This is a genomic window from Clostridium luticellarii, assembly GCF_002995845.1.
Lineage (GTDB): Bacteria > Bacillota > Clostridia > Clostridiales > Clostridiaceae > Clostridium_B > Clostridium_B luticellarii.
The window spans coordinates 26611-44675 of sequence record NZ_PVXP01000011.1 but is presented as its reverse complement, the minus strand read 5'-3'; the positions used below and the strand labels follow the sequence as shown (position 1 = coordinate 44675).

At 34.4% G+C, this 18065-nt stretch carries 14 protein-coding genes and 1 other annotated feature; of the genes, 11 read left to right on the top strand and 3 right to left on the bottom strand.

What is annotated here, in order from left to right:
- Positions 1-9: 9 nt before the first annotated feature.
- The 3 genes from CLLU_RS05895 to CLLU_RS05885 all read left to right on the top strand — a co-directional run bounded on the left by CLLU_RS05895 (position 10) and on the right by CLLU_RS05885 (position 2772).
- Positions 10-1182, top strand: a complete 1173-nt coding sequence (locus tag CLLU_RS05895; RefSeq protein WP_106008641.1) for a Ger(x)C family spore germination protein — start codon at positions 10-12, stop codon at positions 1180-1182.
- A 12-nt stretch (positions 1183-1194) separates the two neighbouring features.
- Positions 1195-2295, top strand: coding sequence for a GerAB/ArcD/ProY family transporter (locus tag CLLU_RS05890; RefSeq protein WP_106008640.1), 1101 nt, complete (start codon positions 1195-1197; stop codon positions 2293-2295).
- Positions 2296-2385: 90 nt separating this feature from the next.
- On the top strand, positions 2386-2772 hold the full coding sequence (locus CLLU_RS05885) for a hypothetical protein (RefSeq protein WP_106008639.1): 387 nt from the start codon (positions 2386-2388) through the stop codon (positions 2770-2772).
- Positions 2773-2876: 104 nt separating this feature from the next.
- Here the strand turns inward: CLLU_RS05885 and asnB are convergent, their stop codons facing one another.
- Together asnB and brnQ are read right to left on the bottom strand one after the other, a co-directional pair.
- Complete coding sequence (gene asnB, locus CLLU_RS05880; RefSeq protein WP_106008638.1) at positions 2877-4466, bottom strand: asparagine synthase B; 1590 nt, start codon at positions 4464-4466, stop codon at positions 2877-2879.
- 184 nt (positions 4467-4650) lie between these two features.
- Positions 4651-4933, bottom strand: a binding site (T-box leader).
- A gap of 177 nt (positions 4934-5110) precedes the next feature.
- On the bottom strand, positions 5111-6472 hold the full coding sequence (gene brnQ / locus CLLU_RS05875) for a branched-chain amino acid transport system II carrier protein (RefSeq protein WP_106008637.1): 1362 nt from the start codon (positions 6470-6472) through the stop codon (positions 5111-5113).
- 332 nt (positions 6473-6804) lie between these two features.
- Between brnQ and CLLU_RS05870 the strand changes: the two genes are divergently transcribed.
- The 6 genes from CLLU_RS05870 (at position 6805) to CLLU_RS05845 (ending at position 12266) form a co-directional block, all read left to right on the top strand.
- Entirely contained in the window at positions 6805-7629 is an 825-nt protein-coding gene (locus CLLU_RS05870; protein WP_158255887.1) for a methyl-accepting chemotaxis protein, read from the top strand.
- A gap of 196 nt (positions 7630-7825) precedes the next feature.
- Positions 7826-8521: a FadR/GntR family transcriptional regulator gene (locus CLLU_RS05865; RefSeq protein WP_242977500.1), complete on the top strand. Its 696-nt coding sequence runs from the start codon at positions 7826-7828 to the stop codon at positions 8519-8521.
- Between the two features lie 232 nt (positions 8522-8753).
- Complete coding sequence (locus CLLU_RS05860; protein WP_106008635.1) at positions 8754-9236, top strand: ureidoglycolate lyase; 483 nt, start codon at positions 8754-8756, stop codon at positions 9234-9236.
- A 73-nt stretch (positions 9237-9309) separates the two neighbouring features.
- Positions 9310-10071, top strand: coding sequence for an SDR family NAD(P)-dependent oxidoreductase (locus CLLU_RS05855; RefSeq protein ID WP_106008634.1), 762 nt, complete (start codon positions 9310-9312; stop codon positions 10069-10071).
- Between the two features lie 15 nt (positions 10072-10086).
- On the top strand, positions 10087-11040 hold the full coding sequence (locus CLLU_RS05850) for a C-terminal binding protein (protein ID WP_106008633.1): 954 nt from the start codon (positions 10087-10089) through the stop codon (positions 11038-11040).
- An 11-nt stretch (positions 11041-11051) separates the two neighbouring features.
- Positions 11052-12266 (top strand): MFS transporter, encoded by a 1215-nt coding sequence (locus tag CLLU_RS05845; protein ID WP_106008632.1) that lies wholly within the window; start codon positions 11052-11054, stop codon positions 12264-12266.
- Positions 12267-12461: 195 nt separating this feature from the next.
- Here the strand turns inward: CLLU_RS05845 and CLLU_RS05840 are convergent, their stop codons facing one another.
- Positions 12462-13613, bottom strand: coding sequence for a YibE/F family protein (locus CLLU_RS05840; protein ID WP_106008631.1), 1152 nt, complete (start codon positions 13611-13613; stop codon positions 12462-12464).
- A 228-nt stretch (positions 13614-13841) separates the two neighbouring features.
- On the opposite strand from CLLU_RS05840, the gene CLLU_RS05835 reads away from it, so the two are divergent.
- Both CLLU_RS05835 and CLLU_RS05830 read left to right on the top strand, forming a co-directional pair.
- On the top strand, positions 13842-16100 hold the full coding sequence (locus tag CLLU_RS05835) for a cell wall-binding repeat-containing protein (protein WP_242977499.1): 2259 nt from the start codon (positions 13842-13844) through the stop codon (positions 16098-16100).
- Positions 16101-16287: 187 nt separating this feature from the next.
- A complete protein-coding gene (locus CLLU_RS05830) occupies positions 16288-18057 on the top strand; it encodes a GGDEF domain-containing protein (RefSeq protein ID WP_106008630.1) in 1770 nt (589 codons plus the stop codon).
- Positions 18058-18065: the final 8 nt, after the last annotated feature.

The following is an 18065-nucleotide window of genomic DNA, read 5'->3' as shown; positions in this document are numbered from 1 at the left end:
GGAGGATCCATGAATAAATTCAAAGGATTAAATTTACTTGCCTTTATGTTATCATTTTGCTGCATTCTTATGCTTACTGGATGCCAGGATAAAAACGAGATCGAATCCCTTGCATTTGTGGTGGCTTTGGGAGTGGATATGGATGAAAGTGATAATTTTGCAGTGAGTCTGCAAATTATCAGGAGGGGCACCACTATGGAAAAAAATCAAAATCCACAGACATTGGTCTACGCATCTAATGGTAAGACAATTAATGAGGCCATAAACAATATTTCAGAACAACTGAGCAAAGAAATTAAGTTTTCCAATGAAAAATGTATAATTATAGGTGAAAAACTTGCGGAATACGGTATACAATCCGTTATAGATTTTTCTTTAAGAGAAAATGATATTAGACCTGTAGTCCCTATTCTTGTGACAAGAGGTAAAGCTGTGGATATATTAAAGGTGCGCACTAAAGAAAATTCAGTTCCGGGATATGAAATCGGGGACATGGTTAAAATACAGAGAGATCTGGGTCTGGCAGCAGTGGCTACAAATCTTGATTTTGAAAAAAATAAAAATGTTGAAGAATCTGTAAATTCATGCAGTGTTATAAGTAAAAAAGATACGACAAACAATGAATCCGAGAATGATTTAGTCATCTCCGGCAGTGCAGTTTTTAAAAATTATAAGCTTGTTGGGTATATGAAGGAGAAGGAAACCAGAGGTATGAATTGGCTTAAAGGTAAAATCAAATATGGAAATATATCAATCCAATTTCAAGATGAAGATAAAGTCAATTTAAGTATTTTAAGCTACAGAAGCAATTTAGAGGCCTCAATTGTATCTAATGAAGTCTATATTGATGTGAACGTGAGAGAAAAATCCAATATTAATGAGATAGATGAAAAGATTTTGGGAAATTTAGATTTTAATTCAAATCCGCATATACTTGATTATTTGTCTAAAAAACAGGATGAGTTCATATATAATGAAATAATGTCAGCTGTAAATATGTCGAAAAATACATTTTCAGCAGATATTTTTGGATTTGGAGATTTACTGTACAAAGAACATCCTAAAGAATGGAACAAAGTAAAGGAAAATTGGAATGAAAACTTTAAGGATGCACATATAAATGTAAATGTATCATCACAGATAAATCAAACAGGCATATTATCAAAATCTATAGATTATTAGGAGAGAATTTTTATGGCAAAGAGAATATCCATATATCAATTTTTTATATTAATGATTCTTTTTCAATATGGAAGTGTTGTACTGTATTTTTTGTCTCCAAATGCAAAGCAGGATATATGGATAGGGTATTTGATTTATTCACTGGCAGGAATGCTGCTTCAGATCATATATATAACTTTATATGAAAAATATCCGAATGATACACTTGTAACGTATCTTCCCAAGATATACGGCAGATTAGTGGGAAATATTTTGGCAATTATCTATGTATTGTATTTTATCTATATAGCAAGTAATATATTTAGAGAATTTATGGAGCTGACATCTGCAACAGCACTTAAGTACACATCGAAAGTAATTTTTGGAACATTGATTATGACAACGATAATTTATGTTACATATTGTGGTATAGAGACTCTAGTTAGTATGGCTCAGCTTTATATTATAGTGTTGGTTATAATAAAAGTGCTGAGCTTCCTTATGATATTGTTTACACCAAATGCTTTTGATCTGTCAAATATAAAACCTGTGCTCAATGATGGAGTATTAAATCTGCTTAAAAATTCCTGGATGCTTGTTATGGCTCCATATGGTGAAACCGTAGTTTTTACAATGCTATATCCCTTGATTTCTGAAAGCAAAAAAATAAAAAAATTTGCCTTAATGGGCATAATTTTGGAAGGTGTAATTTTAGCACTTAACAATATCTTATTTATATGTACACTGGGAGTAAAATTTGCAATTAATTGCAATTTCCCACTGCTGGAGACATATAGAATTATTAATTTGGAAAATTTTTTAACAAGGCTGGATATAATATTTGTGCTTTCCTTTATAGTTGATGGATTTTTTAAAATATCTACTTTTATGTATGTTGCAATATTTGGGACATTTCAATTGCTTAAAGCTAAAGATACAAAATTAATATCCGTAATATTGGGTACTCTAATGTTCATAGTCTCACTGCTGATCTCTAAAAATTTTCCACAACAGCAGAATATAGGGCATAATTATATAATGAAATACGTGCATTTACCTATTCAGGTAATAATTCCAGGTATTACGCTGATTATTTGCTGTATACGTCAAAAATCAGTCAAAAATATTTTTTAAAGATATTGAATGCCCTTCAAAATATTTGGGAAAATCGTATATAAGCATAAGAAGATACATTATGAATTATAAAAAGAAAGGGAATTAATAATGGGCAGAAATGAAGAAACAAAATATAGTTTATCTGAAATGATACAAAAATTGGAGAGCGATACTGATTTGCTATTTGTAGACAAGAACGGAAATGCTTTTGGTGTATGGGAATACGGATACTTAGAAGTATCAGATATCCAGAAAATTAATATTAAGGACAAAAGCTGGAAAGTTATTGAAAAAGTAAGTAACTTTAATGATGCTCTCACTGAATTTAATGACTTCCAGAAAGATATATATTGTAAATATGGTGATTCATTAACACATTATCATCCTAATGATATTGATGAACTGCATTATTTGATAGATGATAAAAATAATCCCATAAGTTCTGATGAAATATTAAATGGAACCTGGTATGTAGATTATTCAGATAGAAATTAAAATAATACTATTGGTGAATTGGTAAATAAAATATTTTATTCCTTAGATAAGATATATATCTAAGGAATTTTTGAAATCATATAATATAATTTTATTCTGATTGATTATTTACCGCTGGCACCATAGTTTGACAATACTCTGGCGCTAGGATCATTTACATTACAGCCTTCCCACTCTTTGTTCGGCATCCAGAAGTCCACTATCATTTCTGCTTGTCCTGGATAATGTTTTTCGAAAATTTCTCTGTACAGCAGTGATTCTTTTGTGAATGGCTCAACATGATATCTGTATTTTTTACATAGCTTTTCAAATTCTTCATCAGAATAGCAGGTATCTGCGTATTCCTTTAGATAATCTACCATGGAGTGTCCTACGGCATCACTAAAGGCAGCTTTTTCACGATATAAAATATCATGCGGCAGGTAATCACCTTCAAATGCATGTCTTAAAAGATATTTACCTTTATTATATTTATTCAATTTCTTTTCAGGGTCCACGGCCATAACATATTTTACAAAATCCAGATCTCCAAATGGTACCCTTGCTTCCATAGAATTTGAACTGATACAACGATCTGCACGAAGTACATCATACATATAGAGTTCACGAATTCTCTTCTGTGATTCTTTTTGAAATTCTTCTGCATTTGGAGCAAAATCAGTATATTTATAGCCAAACAATTCATCAGAAATTTCGCCGGTGAGAAGTACTCTTACATTAGAAATCTGGTGTATTTTCTTGCAGAGCAAATACATTCCCATACTTGCTCTTATGGTGGTAATGTCATAAGTACCAAGAATTTTGATAACTTCATCAAGTGATTCGAGAACTTCTTCTTTTGTCATGTATACAACAGTGTGATCACTGTGAATGTAATCTGCGACTTCTTGTGCGTATTTTAGATCTATTGCATCTTCAGTCATACCTATGGCGAATGTCTTAATCGGTTTTTCAGGATTCATTTTTTGCGCAATGGCACATACCAATGAACTATCCAAACCTCCGCTTAATAAAAAACCTACAGGAGCATCAGCATCCATTCGCTTTTCTATAGCAGCTACTAATTTGTCATGAATGTTGCTGCAGATAACCTCCAGGTCGTCTTTACAATAGTTACCCTCTGTTGCTGCAATATCGCAATAGCAGGTAAATTTACCGTCGGCATAATAATGTCCTGGTGGAAATGGCATAATCTTGTCTGTAAGGCCGACTAAATTTTTTGCTTCACTTGAAAACATGATTTTACCTGATTTAGAATAACCATAGAATAGGGGACGAATTCCAATTGGATCTCGTGCTGCAATGTAGCTGTCTCTTTTTCCATCATATATGACAGTTGCAAATTCTGCATCTAATTTTGAAAACATATCCAGCCCATATTCATAATACATAGGAAGTAATATTTCACAATCACTGTCGGAAATAAATTTATATCCTTTTTTTATCAGTTCTTTTTTGATTTTGCGAAAGCCGTAAATTTCACCGTTGCAGATAACCGCATCCATTTTTCTTGTGAATGGCTGCATTCCACTGAAACTTAAATCCATAATGGAAAGTCTTTGAAAGCCTAAAATGCCAGAAGGCAAAGTGAGAATCTCCATCATATCCGGCCCTCTGGACTCAGTTCTCTGCAATGACTCCGCAAATTTTTCATATTTCATATCTGTTCCCGTATAACACATAATTGTACACATATTAATATTCCTCCTAGTATGATAAAGTTAACAAATGTTTCATTTTTGATTTTTAGTTATAAAGCTGAAACCGGGATTCTTTTCAGTTAGAAAGCCCTTTCAAAATATGTTATAATTACCGAGATTTTAATTCTCCAATTTTATAACTTGTCTTAAATATAAAAACGGCGTCAATTCGTCTTAATGATAGGACGAATTGACGCTTATCCGTGGTGCCACCTAATTTACCATATTATAATCATATTGGTCTCTTTCCAGCTATTACTGGTATCCAAATAACGTATGGAATACGACGCCCCTACTTTATCTGAAACTATATGAAGGTTTTTCACCTAAAATACAGCATACAGATATTTCAGTTTGCAACTTCGGAGTGTTATTCAAAAAAGCTCTGCCACTGAGTTCACACTGTCCCCAGCTCACTGTCGGTGAAATATTTTTTTACTTGTCTCCATCATGGCTTTTCTTTGCTTAATTTATTCTAAACCGTGAATATATCTTTGTCAATACTTTTTTGTCTTAATTTAAGTAAAAAAAATTTTTCCCGATGTGTAAAAACAGTCCATTTCCTCCAGAGAAAAAGATTAAACGACAAAAGCACAAGCTGCTGCAGTAACTTGTGCTTTTTATGCAATGTTAAAAATTTAAACCGAGGTTTCTGCCTTTGAATTAGTGAAAAAACAAATAATAAATCCAAGAATCAAACCTGTAAACATAGGTACAACCCAACCCATTCCAAGATTGAAAAATGGAATATAATTTCCATAAAATTTCAAAATATGTTGTATGACAGGTATGGATTTAACTGCAGACGGCAGGGCATTTATACAGTCAGCTATACTTACAAAGAGGGTGAATAAAGTAGTCAGCACGTATACACATTGGCGATTTTTGAAAAATCGAGATAATAAGCCAAGTATAATTAATGTAATGGCCAATGGATACAAAAACATTAAAACAGGAATTGAAAGTAAAATTATTTGAGTCAATCCAACATTAGCTACAATACAAGCTATAATTGTAAAAAGGATTACATAGTTTTTATAGCTAAGACTTTCCGGAAATAATTTATAAAATGTTTCAGAACAGGCAGTTATAAGTCCGATTGCAGTTTTCAAACAAGCTACTGTTACTATTATTGCAAGTAAAATACTGCCCCAGGAACTGAAATAATAGCTGGTTATCTGTGCTAATGCGATTCCTCCATTTTCGGATACAGGAAATTTTCCAACACTTGTGGCGCCAACATAGGCCAGACATCCATAAATCAGTCCCATAAGTAAAAGGGTCACTATTCCGGATTTAACAGTTCCAACTGCAATTCCTCTGGCACTTGTAACTCCAAGTTCCTTTAACGTCCGTACAACTATAATTCCAAAAGCCAGGGAAGCCAGTGCATCCATAGTATTGTAACCCTCTAAAAATCCTTTAAAAAAAGGAGCGCTGGCATAGGCATCGGCAATTTTTTCATTAGCTGCAATTCCCATGGGATGTATAATACTTGTTACTATTAAGACAGCAAGAAATATTAAAAAAATTGGATTTAAAACTTTACCTACCCAGGTGAGAATTTCAGCTGGTCTTAAAGAAAAAAACAATGCCGCAAGAAAAAAGATAATAGTAAATAAAGCAAGTCCCAATCTACCGTATTGACTTGGGATGAAAGGAGCGAGTCCAATTTCGTAAGAAACTGTTCCTGTTCTGGGCAGTGCAAAAAATGGTCCGATTGTCAAGTAGAGAAGCAGTGTTACTACATAGCCATAAAGTGGGTGAACTCTGCCTGCAAGATCGAACAAACCTGAACTTTCAGAAACACCAATGGCAACAACGCCTAAAAAGGGAAGTCCGATAGCTGTTATAAGAAATCCCATTGTTGCAGTAGATACGTTAGCACCGGCCTCCTGTCCCATATGTACTGGAAATATTAAGTTTCCTGCTCCGAAAAATAGTCCGAACAACATAGATCCGACTACTATGTATGATGACAAAGATAATTTTTTATCCAAATAAATCAGCCCCCAACTATAGATTAATAATTTCATAAATTTTTTTATTTACAAATAAAAAAATTATCCATTTTTAATAATACCATATTTATTCTTTATTACACATAATTATAAAAAAATTCATTATTTTCAAAAAAATCATTATAGAGATTCAAAAGTTATCAACACAATGCAAAAGTCTGACTGTAATATTTACTTTATTTGCTGATAATACAACAATTTATCAAAATTTCACATTGTCTTAATATACATGATTTAATATATAGTTAATGGAATTTAATTATATTACGATATACTATATAAAGATTATTTTAGGACAGGAGATGTTTAATATGGATGAAAAATATTTGGAATTTGCTGAAATCATGTTAGATTTGCTGCCGGATTTTTTTAACGAATCGGTATCTGTTGGTATTACTGATATGGAAAGAGTAATTAAGTTTAATAGTAATGATAAGGTGCCAATCGAAATACATACGGATGATCCGCTTCCGGAACAATCTCTTCAGGCAATTAAAGAGGAAAAAGTTGTAGTAAAATATATAGATAAAGAAACTTACAAAGTACCATTTATAGGCTATTCAGCTCCAATAAAAGACAAAAATAATGAGATCATTGGAACTTTTCTATTAGCAAAGAGTTTTGAAAGCAATAAAAAAATTGAAGATTTATCCAATAATCTTTCTGAATCACTGGAAAGCATATCTGCAGCTATACAAGAGTGTACTGCCAACATTCAATCAGCAACTGAAAATAACAATAATATGATTTCGGAACTGGCTAAAACAGGTGAAAATATGAAGGGAACCAATGAAATTATAAAAATTATAGATGAAGTATCAAATCAAACCAATCTCCTGGGATTAAATGCTGCTATAGAGGCTGCCAGAGCAGGTGAAGAAGGCAAGGGGTTTAGTGTGGTTGCACAGGAAATAAGAAAATTATCCAATAGAAGTACCCAATCCACAAAGCGTATAACAGAAATATTAGACACCATAATCAAATCAGTGCAACTTATTGACGGCAAAATAAAAGAGTCCAATAAATCTTTTGAAAGTCAGGCGGCAGCATTTGAAGAGATTTCTGCTTCTATTCAGGAAATAACTCATAGTTCCAATGTACTGAAAGAGTTAACCAATAATTTACATAGAGAATAAAGGTTAGACGTATCGGATTTGTGTGAATTCCGGTACGTTTTTTTTCATTCTTCTGCTGTATTATATGACTATTAAAAAAATATTAATAAAGCAACACTTACTGTTACTAAGCGGATTAGCTGAATTTACTTAAAATTGACACGCATATAAAATTGTGATAGAATTCACACTAAATGGATGAAAAGGAGTGCTTTCAGTGAACAATAAAATACCTTTAGCACAGTCAGTTGCGGAAAATATTGTAGATATAATAAAACGAAAGAATATGAAAGCTGGTGATAAATTACCAAGTGAAAGTGAATTGACCGAATTGTTAAATGTTAGCAGAAGTACTCTTAGGGAGGCTTTGAAAATATTGACTTCCCGTAATATATTGGTTACCAGACAGGGATCGGGGATTTTCGTATCCAAGAATACTGGTATAGTAAATGATCCTTTTGGTCTGGAATTTTTGGGCAGTGAAAAATTAATTTTAGATATGTTTGATACCCGTCTTATACTGGAACCGGAAATCGCAGCTATTGCAGCTATAAATGCCAGTAAAGAAGATATTGAAAAGATAAAGAAGCAATGTGACGAGGTTGAAAAAGCAATAAATGAAAATGTTACATATGCCGATAAAGATGCCTTGTTTCATAAACTTATAAGTGAAACCAGTGGTAATACGATAATAAATCATATTATACCAATTGTCCATAATTCAATTCAAAAAAGCATAGATTATACAAACAATTCTTTAATCCAAAATACTGTTTATTATCATAGAAAGATTACAGAAGCAATTCAAAACAGGGATTCGTTGGGAGCAAAGTATGCTATGATTTGTCATATAGGTGCCAATCGCCAGTATATTATTGACAGAATTCGCTGTAAAAATAATGGCGTGAAATAATCAGAAACTACCTAAGCAATTAAATAGGTGGGTTCTTTTTTTATTTGAACGATACTATTTCTAATACTTCCGACTTCATTAGCAAACTCCATCTGAGCCTAAAAATCATTTGATATAATAGATCTTTTAAGAAATTAGTCATACAAATTATTGACTTTATACGTTTAATATGATATTATATAGCCATAAAATAGATATTTGTATGATGAATAGAAGGGTGGTGAGATAAAAGATGAGAAAGATCAAAGCAAAAAAAATAACCTTGGAAAGTTTCAAGGAGTTTGGCGAATTTTATTCCTATTTAAGACCTACAGGTAATAACTTTGGGATTTTTTATCCGGATACAATCAAATATCCCGTATCTGGAAATATACCTGTTGCATTTTCTGCCATGGTAAATGAAAAACCGGAAAAGTATATTGTAAGTGCTGTAGAATATCACAATTATACTTGTGAGATTATTCTGCCGCTGGATGACGATATTATTGTCCATGTGGCTCCTTGTGCTAAAAATATTGTTCCGGAGAAAACAGAAGCATTTATTGTTCCAAAAGGGACAGCCGTGAAGATCAATACAGGTGTGTGGCATAAAGCCCCAATGCCTGTCCATAACGATAGAGTTCATATGTTGATTGTATTGCCTGAAAGAACTTATATGAATGACATTAATGTAGTTGAGTATAAAGAGGAAGATAAAATAGAAATTACTATTTGATTTTAGTGTAAAGTGAACTATGAAAAAAAGAAATAATGGAAATTAGGATTATGATTTTAAAGGGGATGTAAATGTGAAAAATTTATTTGATGTAAATGGGAAAAAGGCCATTGTTACAGGAGGCACAAGAGGTTTAGGCTATGGAATGGCTGAGGGTCTAATGGAAAACGGTTGTGAAGTTGTCATATTTGGAAGTAATGAAAAAGTTCACAATGTGGCTAAAGGATTTTGTGACAGAGGATTCAAATGTCATGGTATTCAAGTTAACCTGAGTAAGCAGGATGAACGTGTAGAGGCTTTTAAAAAAGCTGTGGAGTTAATGTCAGGGCTGGATATTCTGGTAAATTCCGCTGGTGTACAATCCAGACATAAAAGCGAGGAATTTCCTCTTGAGGATTATCAATATGTACTCAATGTAAACCTAACCACTACTTTTGTATTATGTCAGCTGGCAGCCAGAGAATTTTTGAAAAACAGGGGAGGAAAAATTATAAATATTGCATCCATGTTGTCTTTCTTCGGAGGTTATACAGTTCCTGCGTATGCTGCAAGCAAAGGTGGAGTTGCCCAGCTAACGAAAGCTTTTGCCAATGAATGGGCAGAGCATAATATCAATGTAAATGCATTGGCACCAGGATATATGGCTACTGAAATGAACACTGCACTTCTGGATAAAAATAATCCAAGATACCTTGAAATTACGAACAGAATTCCTGCGAAGAGATGGGGAACTGGAGATGATATGAAAGGAGCTGCTATTTTCCTGGCTTCTGAAGCTTCTGACTACTTAAATGGAGCAATAATTCCTGTAGATGGTGGATATTTAGTTAAATAGGAGATGTATTTAAAAATGAAAACTATAGTAATCAGTGATTGTGACCACGACAATATTGATATCGAGAAGAGAATTCTCAATCAAGAAGATATTGATTTCAGGTTGGAACAATGTGTTAGCGAGGAAGATGTAATTGAAAGGTGCAGGGATGCAGAAGCTATTATCAATCAATATGCTCCCATTACCAGAAAGGTAATGGAAAATCTTCCAAATTTGAAGATGGTAATTCGATATGGAGTCGGTGTGAACAATGTGGATGTGAATTCTGCCACGGATTTTGGGATTCAGGTTTGTAATGTTCCCGATTATGGGACAAATGAAGTGGCAGATCATGCACTGGCTTTGATGATGGCGCTTACAAGAAAAATTGTACTCATGAACAGCTATACCAAAAATGTTAAGTGGGACTATATTAAAGCAATTCCTGTAAGAAGGATGTCTACCTTGACTGTAGGAGTAATAGGACTTGGAAGAATAGGACTGAATTTTGCCCAAAAGGCAAAGGCACTGGGATGCAGTATAATAGGCTATGATCCATTTTATAAAAAGACGGAGCAAAATAGTTTTGTTACTGCGGTGACAATGGATGAACTCCTGAAAAATTCGGATGTGATTTCCATTCACTGCCCGCTGGAGAACAATGAAAATCTAATCGACAGGGAAGCCTTCAAAAAAATGAAGAATACTGCATATATCATAAATGTGGCCCGGGGTGGAATTATCAATGAAAGCGATTTAAAAGAGGCTGTTAAAAACAAAGATATTGCAGGAGCTGCTCTGGATTGTCTGGAAAAGGAAGGAAGAGAATCCAATGGGGATTTGTTTCAATATGAAAACATAATTGTAACTCCTCATATGGCATGGTATTCGGAAGAGGCTGCTCTTGAACTTAAGAGGAAGGTAGCAGAAGAATCCTTGAAATTTGTGAGAGGGGAGAAAATACATTATCCTGTAAATCATTTAAGATAGGAGAAAATAAAATGGGAAAGAAAAAAAGAGTTATTGTTTTACTTGTGGGAACTGTATTATTGTTGTTTTTAGGTATGATCTATGCCTGGTCAATTTTTATCAAGCCTCTGGAAGCTGAGTTTGGCTGGAAGCGCAGTGAGACCTCCATGGTCTTTGTCATCTCTATTATCTGTTTTACCATTGGAAATTTGGTGAGTGGGCAGATGTTAAAAAAATACAGCACCAGAGTGCCTTTTTCAATTGGAGCAGTGATGCTGTTGGTGGGATTTATAGGAGCGTCAAAGGCCACTCAGCTGATGAACCTTTATATTTTCTACGGTGTAATCTGCAGTACTGGAATAGGTCTTATCTATAATGGAATTTTACCTACAATTCTTGCCTGGTTTCCAGATCGCAGTGGAATTGCTTCTGGAATATTGCTCATGGGGTATGGTCTTGGGGCGTTTATTCTTGGACCAATTATATCTTCATTTTTATCAAGTGATTTTGGATGGAGAAATGTTTTCCTCACACTTGGAATAGTATTTTTTATTCTTGTATTGCTGAGCTCTTTTATCATCAAGCTCCCCAATACGGAGGAAACTGCTTCCCTGCCTGAGGCAGCCAGCACTGAGGAACATGAAGCACTTGAAGATGTCACTACAAAAGACATGCTTAAAAGCAGGAGCTTTTATTTCTTCTTTATCTGGATGTTTCTTCTAGGAAGTGTGGGACTGGCAGTTCTGGGAATTGGAGCCGCACTGCCTACAGAGATGAGCAATGGTAATGCCATGCTGGCTGCCTTTGTGGCTGGGGTTGCCAGTGTGGGCAATGGAAGCGGAAGACTTATTGGTGGTTACTTATGTGATCACGCAGGAAGAACAAAGACCATGATCATTGCAAATTCATCATTTGTACTTGGAGCAGCGGCTTTAATTTCATCCCAGTTGATGAACAGCATATTTTTATTGGGTGTAGGTTACTTGATATGTGGATTGTCTTTTGGCTGTATTCTGCTGGTAATGACATATTTCTGCAAGCATATATATGGGCAAAAATATATGGCAATGAATTTTGCCATTATAAACTGTTACGGCATACTGGCAGTGTTTGTTGGAAATTTTGGCTCAGGAAAGATCTATGATATGGAAGGATCTTATATTCTGGTGTTCTATATAATGATTGTTTTTATCTTACTGGCATTCTTATTTATGAAACTTGTAAACAATTCTTTAAAAAAGGATTAAATTCATCCATAATATCAAAACAAATAAAGATAACATTTTTTAAATGTTATCTTTATTGTTGTCAATTTTAAGTGGTCTTAATAAAGTAAGCAACATTCTCACAATGCATATAAAGGCTGCAGATAAGTATACAAACTTCATACCATATAGAAATATATCCGGACTACCTAAAAGTCCCAGCATCTAGATGCTTTTTTATTTGCTGTGCAACTTTGTAGTGATCTCTGCTGAGATAAAGGATACTATGGGCACTGTAAAAATTACTGCCATACTTCCTGTAAGCCCCTGGATTATTTCAAGACTTACCATATCCATGTTGATGAGCTGATTATAACTTAAATTGTAGGAGTAAATTATTATGATCATACTTAAAGATGCTCCTGCAAAAGCTAAAATCAGAGTATTTGCCATGGTTCCCATCATATCCCTGCCTATGTTCATGCCGGATTCAAAGAGCTCTTTTTTACTGATTTGTGGATTGGACATGTATATTTCCTGAATGGAAGAAGCTATGGATATGCTTACATCCATCACAGCTCCCAGGGAAGCTATTAGAATTGCCGCAGTTAACAGTCCGTATACTTTCATTCCAGATACATTGGATATCATATTGAGACTTTCCACCTGGGTTAAATTGAGACCTGTCAAATGGGCAAAATGACCGAAAATAAATTCAATTATTCCAGCAATTATAACTCCTGATATGGTTCCCAGTACGGCAGACAAGGTTTTGGAACTTTTCCCATTTAATAAAAACAGTGAAATACAGGTAGTTATGATTACTATGAGGATTGCAGATAAGACTGGAGAATATCCTCTGTAGAGCATTGGAACAAATAAAAATATAATGCAGCACAATGTAAAGATGAGTCCCAGTACGGATTTAAATCCCTTCTTTCCGCCAATTATGCAGAGCAGGGCAAGAAATATAAAAATAAATATGTATTGTACAGTTGCCCTATAATAATTATACACTGTCACACTATATGAACCGTTTCCGGCAGTGGCTATATCCACTACTATTTTCATATTGGGTTTCAAATATACATTGTGGGTATCGCTTAGATAATTTGTCACATCTTTCACTTCACCGCTGTGTTCTCCAGAAAGAATTTTTATTTTTGCCTGCTGTGTTCCAAAGTATATGTTTTTGGACTCGTTGAATTGTTTTAGAGAATTGTTCTTTACATCAAGAACCTGAGCTTTTTCATACTTTACATAGGACTTACCATTTTGCTTGTTGTAGGTCACAGGATGGCTGACATTGAAATTATATAGAAAGGCGCCAAATAGCAGTGCAGATACTATAAAAACTAATATATTAGATATTTTAAAAGATTTCATCATAATATTTTCCTCCATGTATTTTAGTTATCTATTAATTATATTATTTTAATAAAATATTCTCATAAAGGTTATGTAAAGTTTATGTTAAGCGCATAAATGTTATGATTATTTTACATTAACTTAACACAAACGTGACAGATTAGGTATATGGTCGGTGCTAGTATAAAAATATATGGCATGGACTAAACTGGTTCCTGCCAGTACAACATATCTAAAAGGGGGAGTTTCATGAAACAGTATTTTAAAAAAGCAGCATTGCTTATGTTGTGCTCTTCATTTATACTTTCAGGCATTGTGATACCAATATCAGCCAATGCCGATTCAGGTACTGATGTTGCAGCAAGTCAATCAATTACGGAAAAGGGAGAGACCTCTGCAAGTATCAAGGATATAACTTTTGCACCTGGAAAAGATGCATCCCAGGTTAATTTTACATGGTATTCAAATGCAGATACGTCAGATCCTCAAGTACAGATTGCGTTGAAATCCGATATGACCGGCAGCGATTTTCCAGCAGACAAAGCTCAGGTATTCAAAGGTCAGAAATCCAATGGTAATGATGGATATTCTTCCAATAAAGTTACAGCAACTGGATTAAAACAGGCCACAGAATATGTATATCGTGTAGGTGATGGTAACACATGGAGTTCTGTCAATAATTACACCACACAGGATATATCCAGCGAATTTAATTTTCTGTTGGCAGGAGATCCGCAGATAGGTGCCAGCGGTGACATAGCTAGTGATACAACCGGATGGGTGGATACAATGAAGAAAGCAACGGAGAAATTTTCAAACAGCAGTTTCCTGCTTTCCGTGGGTGATCAGGTCAATAATGGACAAGAACTTAACGGTCAGACAAACGAACTGGAATACGATGGATTCTTCAAGCCGGAGCAGCTGAAAAATATCCCTGTTGCAGCAATTGCAGGAAATCATGAGGGATATGGAGTGGGCCACAGCACACATTTCAATTATCCAAATATGTCTGATAAATATGGTATTTTTACAAACAATGGTTATGAATCAGACAATAGTAATGGAACAACTGGAAATGATTATTATTTTGTGTATGGGAATACGCTTTTTATGATGCTTAACAGCAATGATATGAATGCAGAGGATCATAAAGCATTCATGCAGGAGGCCATAGCTGCAAATCCTGGTGTGAAATGGAAAATAGCAAGTATGCATCATTCCATATACAGCTCTGCAAATCATGAGACAGATGCAGATATAGCGGCCAGAAGAGTAACACATCCCCAGGTGTTTCAGGAACTTGGAATAGATGTGGTTTTGGATGGACATGATCACTGTTATACAAGATCCTACCAGATGGTAGACGGACAGGCAGCAAGCGGTGAAAATGACACTGAGGTTACTGATCCGAACGGCGTGCTCTATGTAACTTTAAATTCAGCCAGTGGAAGTAAATATTATGAAATTCAGGAACCAAACTACAACAATTACTATGAGGCCAAAAAGGAACAAGATAAAGTTCCTACGTTTTCAGATGTGAAGATGACGGATAAGAGTTTTACCATCACCACATATAGAACTGATAGTATGGAACCTATAGATAGTTATACCATAAATAAAACAACCTCTCATAGGAATGTGTCTAGATTGTCCGGGCAGAACAGATATGAAACGGCAGCTAAGATATCCCAGAGTAATTGGGATGAGTCGGATGCGGCAGTATTGGTTTCAGGTCAGTCTTTTGCAGATGCACTGAGTGCAGCTCCTTTTGCAAAGTCAAAAAATGCACCAATACTTTTGACCTCCAGTAATGCTCTAGATGAAGATACTAAAGCAGAGCTTTTAAGATTAAAAGTAAGAACGGTTTATATAATTGGAGGTACTGGAGTGGTTTCCGATTCAGTAGAAAATTCTCTGAGAAATATGAAGATTGTGGTTAAGAGGATAAGTGGAAATGATAGGTATGCAACTTCACTGGCAGTTGCAAAACAGATAAAAAGTCCAAAGCAGGTATTTGTAGCTTCAGGAGAGGGATTTGCAGATGGTCTTTCTGTATCTTCTTATGCATCCTTATCAGGAAGTCCAATACTTCTCACAGACGGCAAACAGTTAAGCGGTGACATACTTCAGTATGTAAAAGACAATAAAAGCACATCATATGTAGTCGGTGGAAATGGTGTGGTAGACGACAGTGTGGTAAGCAGTTTGGGAGCCGAGAGAATATCCGGTTCAGATAGATATTCTACAAATATTGCTGTACTTAATAAATTCAATGGTGAATATAATCTATCAAATATCTATCTGGCATCAGGCAGTGATTTTGCAGATGCACTTTCCGGATCTGCAGCAGCAGGTGAGAAGAATGCTCCAGTGGTGTTGATTGGAAAATCCAGCTTAAGTGATGCTAAAAATTACATTCAGAAAGAGCTGAGCGATGTAGGTCAAATTACCATTCTTGGAGGAGAAGCATCGGTTTCGCAGGATACTGTAAATGAACTTTTACAATAATAAATAGGAAATAAGCTATTGAAATTGCGGAGCTGGCAGGTTTGCTGTAATAGTAGATTGTACCGACTCCGTAATTTTTTCATTTTGCTTTTTAAAGAAATTAAATATTTTTAACAGAAGTTTATCATGTAATTAACAAGGGGATTGTATAATTCTATTTAGAAATAAAGTACATGAGGTGAAACGCATGGAGTCAAAAGATAAAAGTGAACTGGAAAAAATATTATCAGATAAAGATATTACCACAGTATTTCAACCTATTGTATCACTTAAAGATGCATCTATTGTAGGTTATGAAGCACTCAGCAGAGGGCCTGAAAATTCAGAGCTGCATTTGCCTGCAAAGCTTTTTCATGCAGCAGAGGTTTATGATAAAATATGGGAATTAGAACTGTTATGCAGGAAAAAAGCAATTGAAAGGGCAAACAAAATAGATAAGAACAAACTTTTATTTTTAAATGTGGATCCTATGATATTCAAAGATGAAAGATTTAAAAGTGGATTTACCAGGGATTTTTTGGAGAAATACAATATGTCACCGGATCTGATTATTTTTGAAATTACGGAGAAAACAGCCATAGAAGATTATAAAAGTTTTAGAGTAGCTCTAGATAATTATGTGGATCAAGGTTATAAAATTGCAATTGATGATATGGGTACAGGTTACTCGGGTTTGAGGACTTTGATGGAAACAAAGCCTCATTACATTAAAATTGATATTTCTTTTATAAGAAATATCGATAAGGATTCTTTCAAGCAGGAACTGGTGAAAACATTTGTAACACTTGGTAAGTCTACAGATATGAATATTATAGCTGAGGGAATCGAGACAGAAAGTGAGCTCTCGAAACTGATAGAACTGGGAGTGAGCTCGGGGCAGGGATATTTTCTGCAGAGGCCTTCTGGAACTTTCCTTGATATTTCTGAAGATGTGAAGGCAACTATAATAAAATACAATAAGATGAAGACCAACAGATTTCAATTTGAAAAAAGTTGTGTTGGGGATATTGCAAAAAAGAATCCTGCTTTCCCTTCTATGACTCTCAGCAAGGAGATAAAAAAATTCTTTGATGATTTTAATGTTGCAGGAGCTTGTATTGTAAATGATGGGTATCCACTGGGACTTATCATGCAGCATAACCTGGACTATGTACTTGCCACTCAATACGGCATTTCAGTATTTTTTAAACGGCCTGTATCTTTAGTGATGGATTCCAATCCCACCATAGTGGATTATAATATGTCCATAAGTGAGGTATCTAAAATTGCCATGGCAAAAGATTATAAAAGGATATACGATTATGTCATAGTTACAAAAGATGGGAAGTATTACGGAATTGTTACCATAAAAGATTTGCTTGAATATACTTTGGAATTCGAAAAGAAACATGCCAGAAACCTCAATCCTTTAACAGGCCTTCCTGGAAATGAAATAATAGATAAAGTTCTTGACAATGTAATGCATTCCCACAATGACTTTTTTATTATTTATGCAGATTTGAATAATTTTAAAATATACAATGATACATACGGCTTTGAAAACGGGGATAAAGTTTTGAAACTCACTGCGGAGATTATAGAAAAGCAGGTACAAAAATATGCCACATGCACTGGATTCGTAGGCCATATAGGAGGAGATGATTTTGTATGTGTGATTGAAAATGATATTGAAAAAGGACATAAATTGTGTGAAAAAATAATTTCAAAGTTTGATGAAAAAATACTTGATTTTTTTAATGAAAAGGACAAGAAAAACGGATATATTGAATCTTTTGACAGAAAAGGCAATAAGGATATTTTTCCTCTTACGTCTATAGCTCTTGGATGCATGTATGGAAATTTTAGCAAGCTTAAAAAGTTTGATGATATTGGAATATACATGAGTAAAATCAAGAAAAAAGCTAAGAAAAGCAGAAAAAGCAATTATGTTATTTATAATATTAATTCAAATAAATAGGTTGGAGG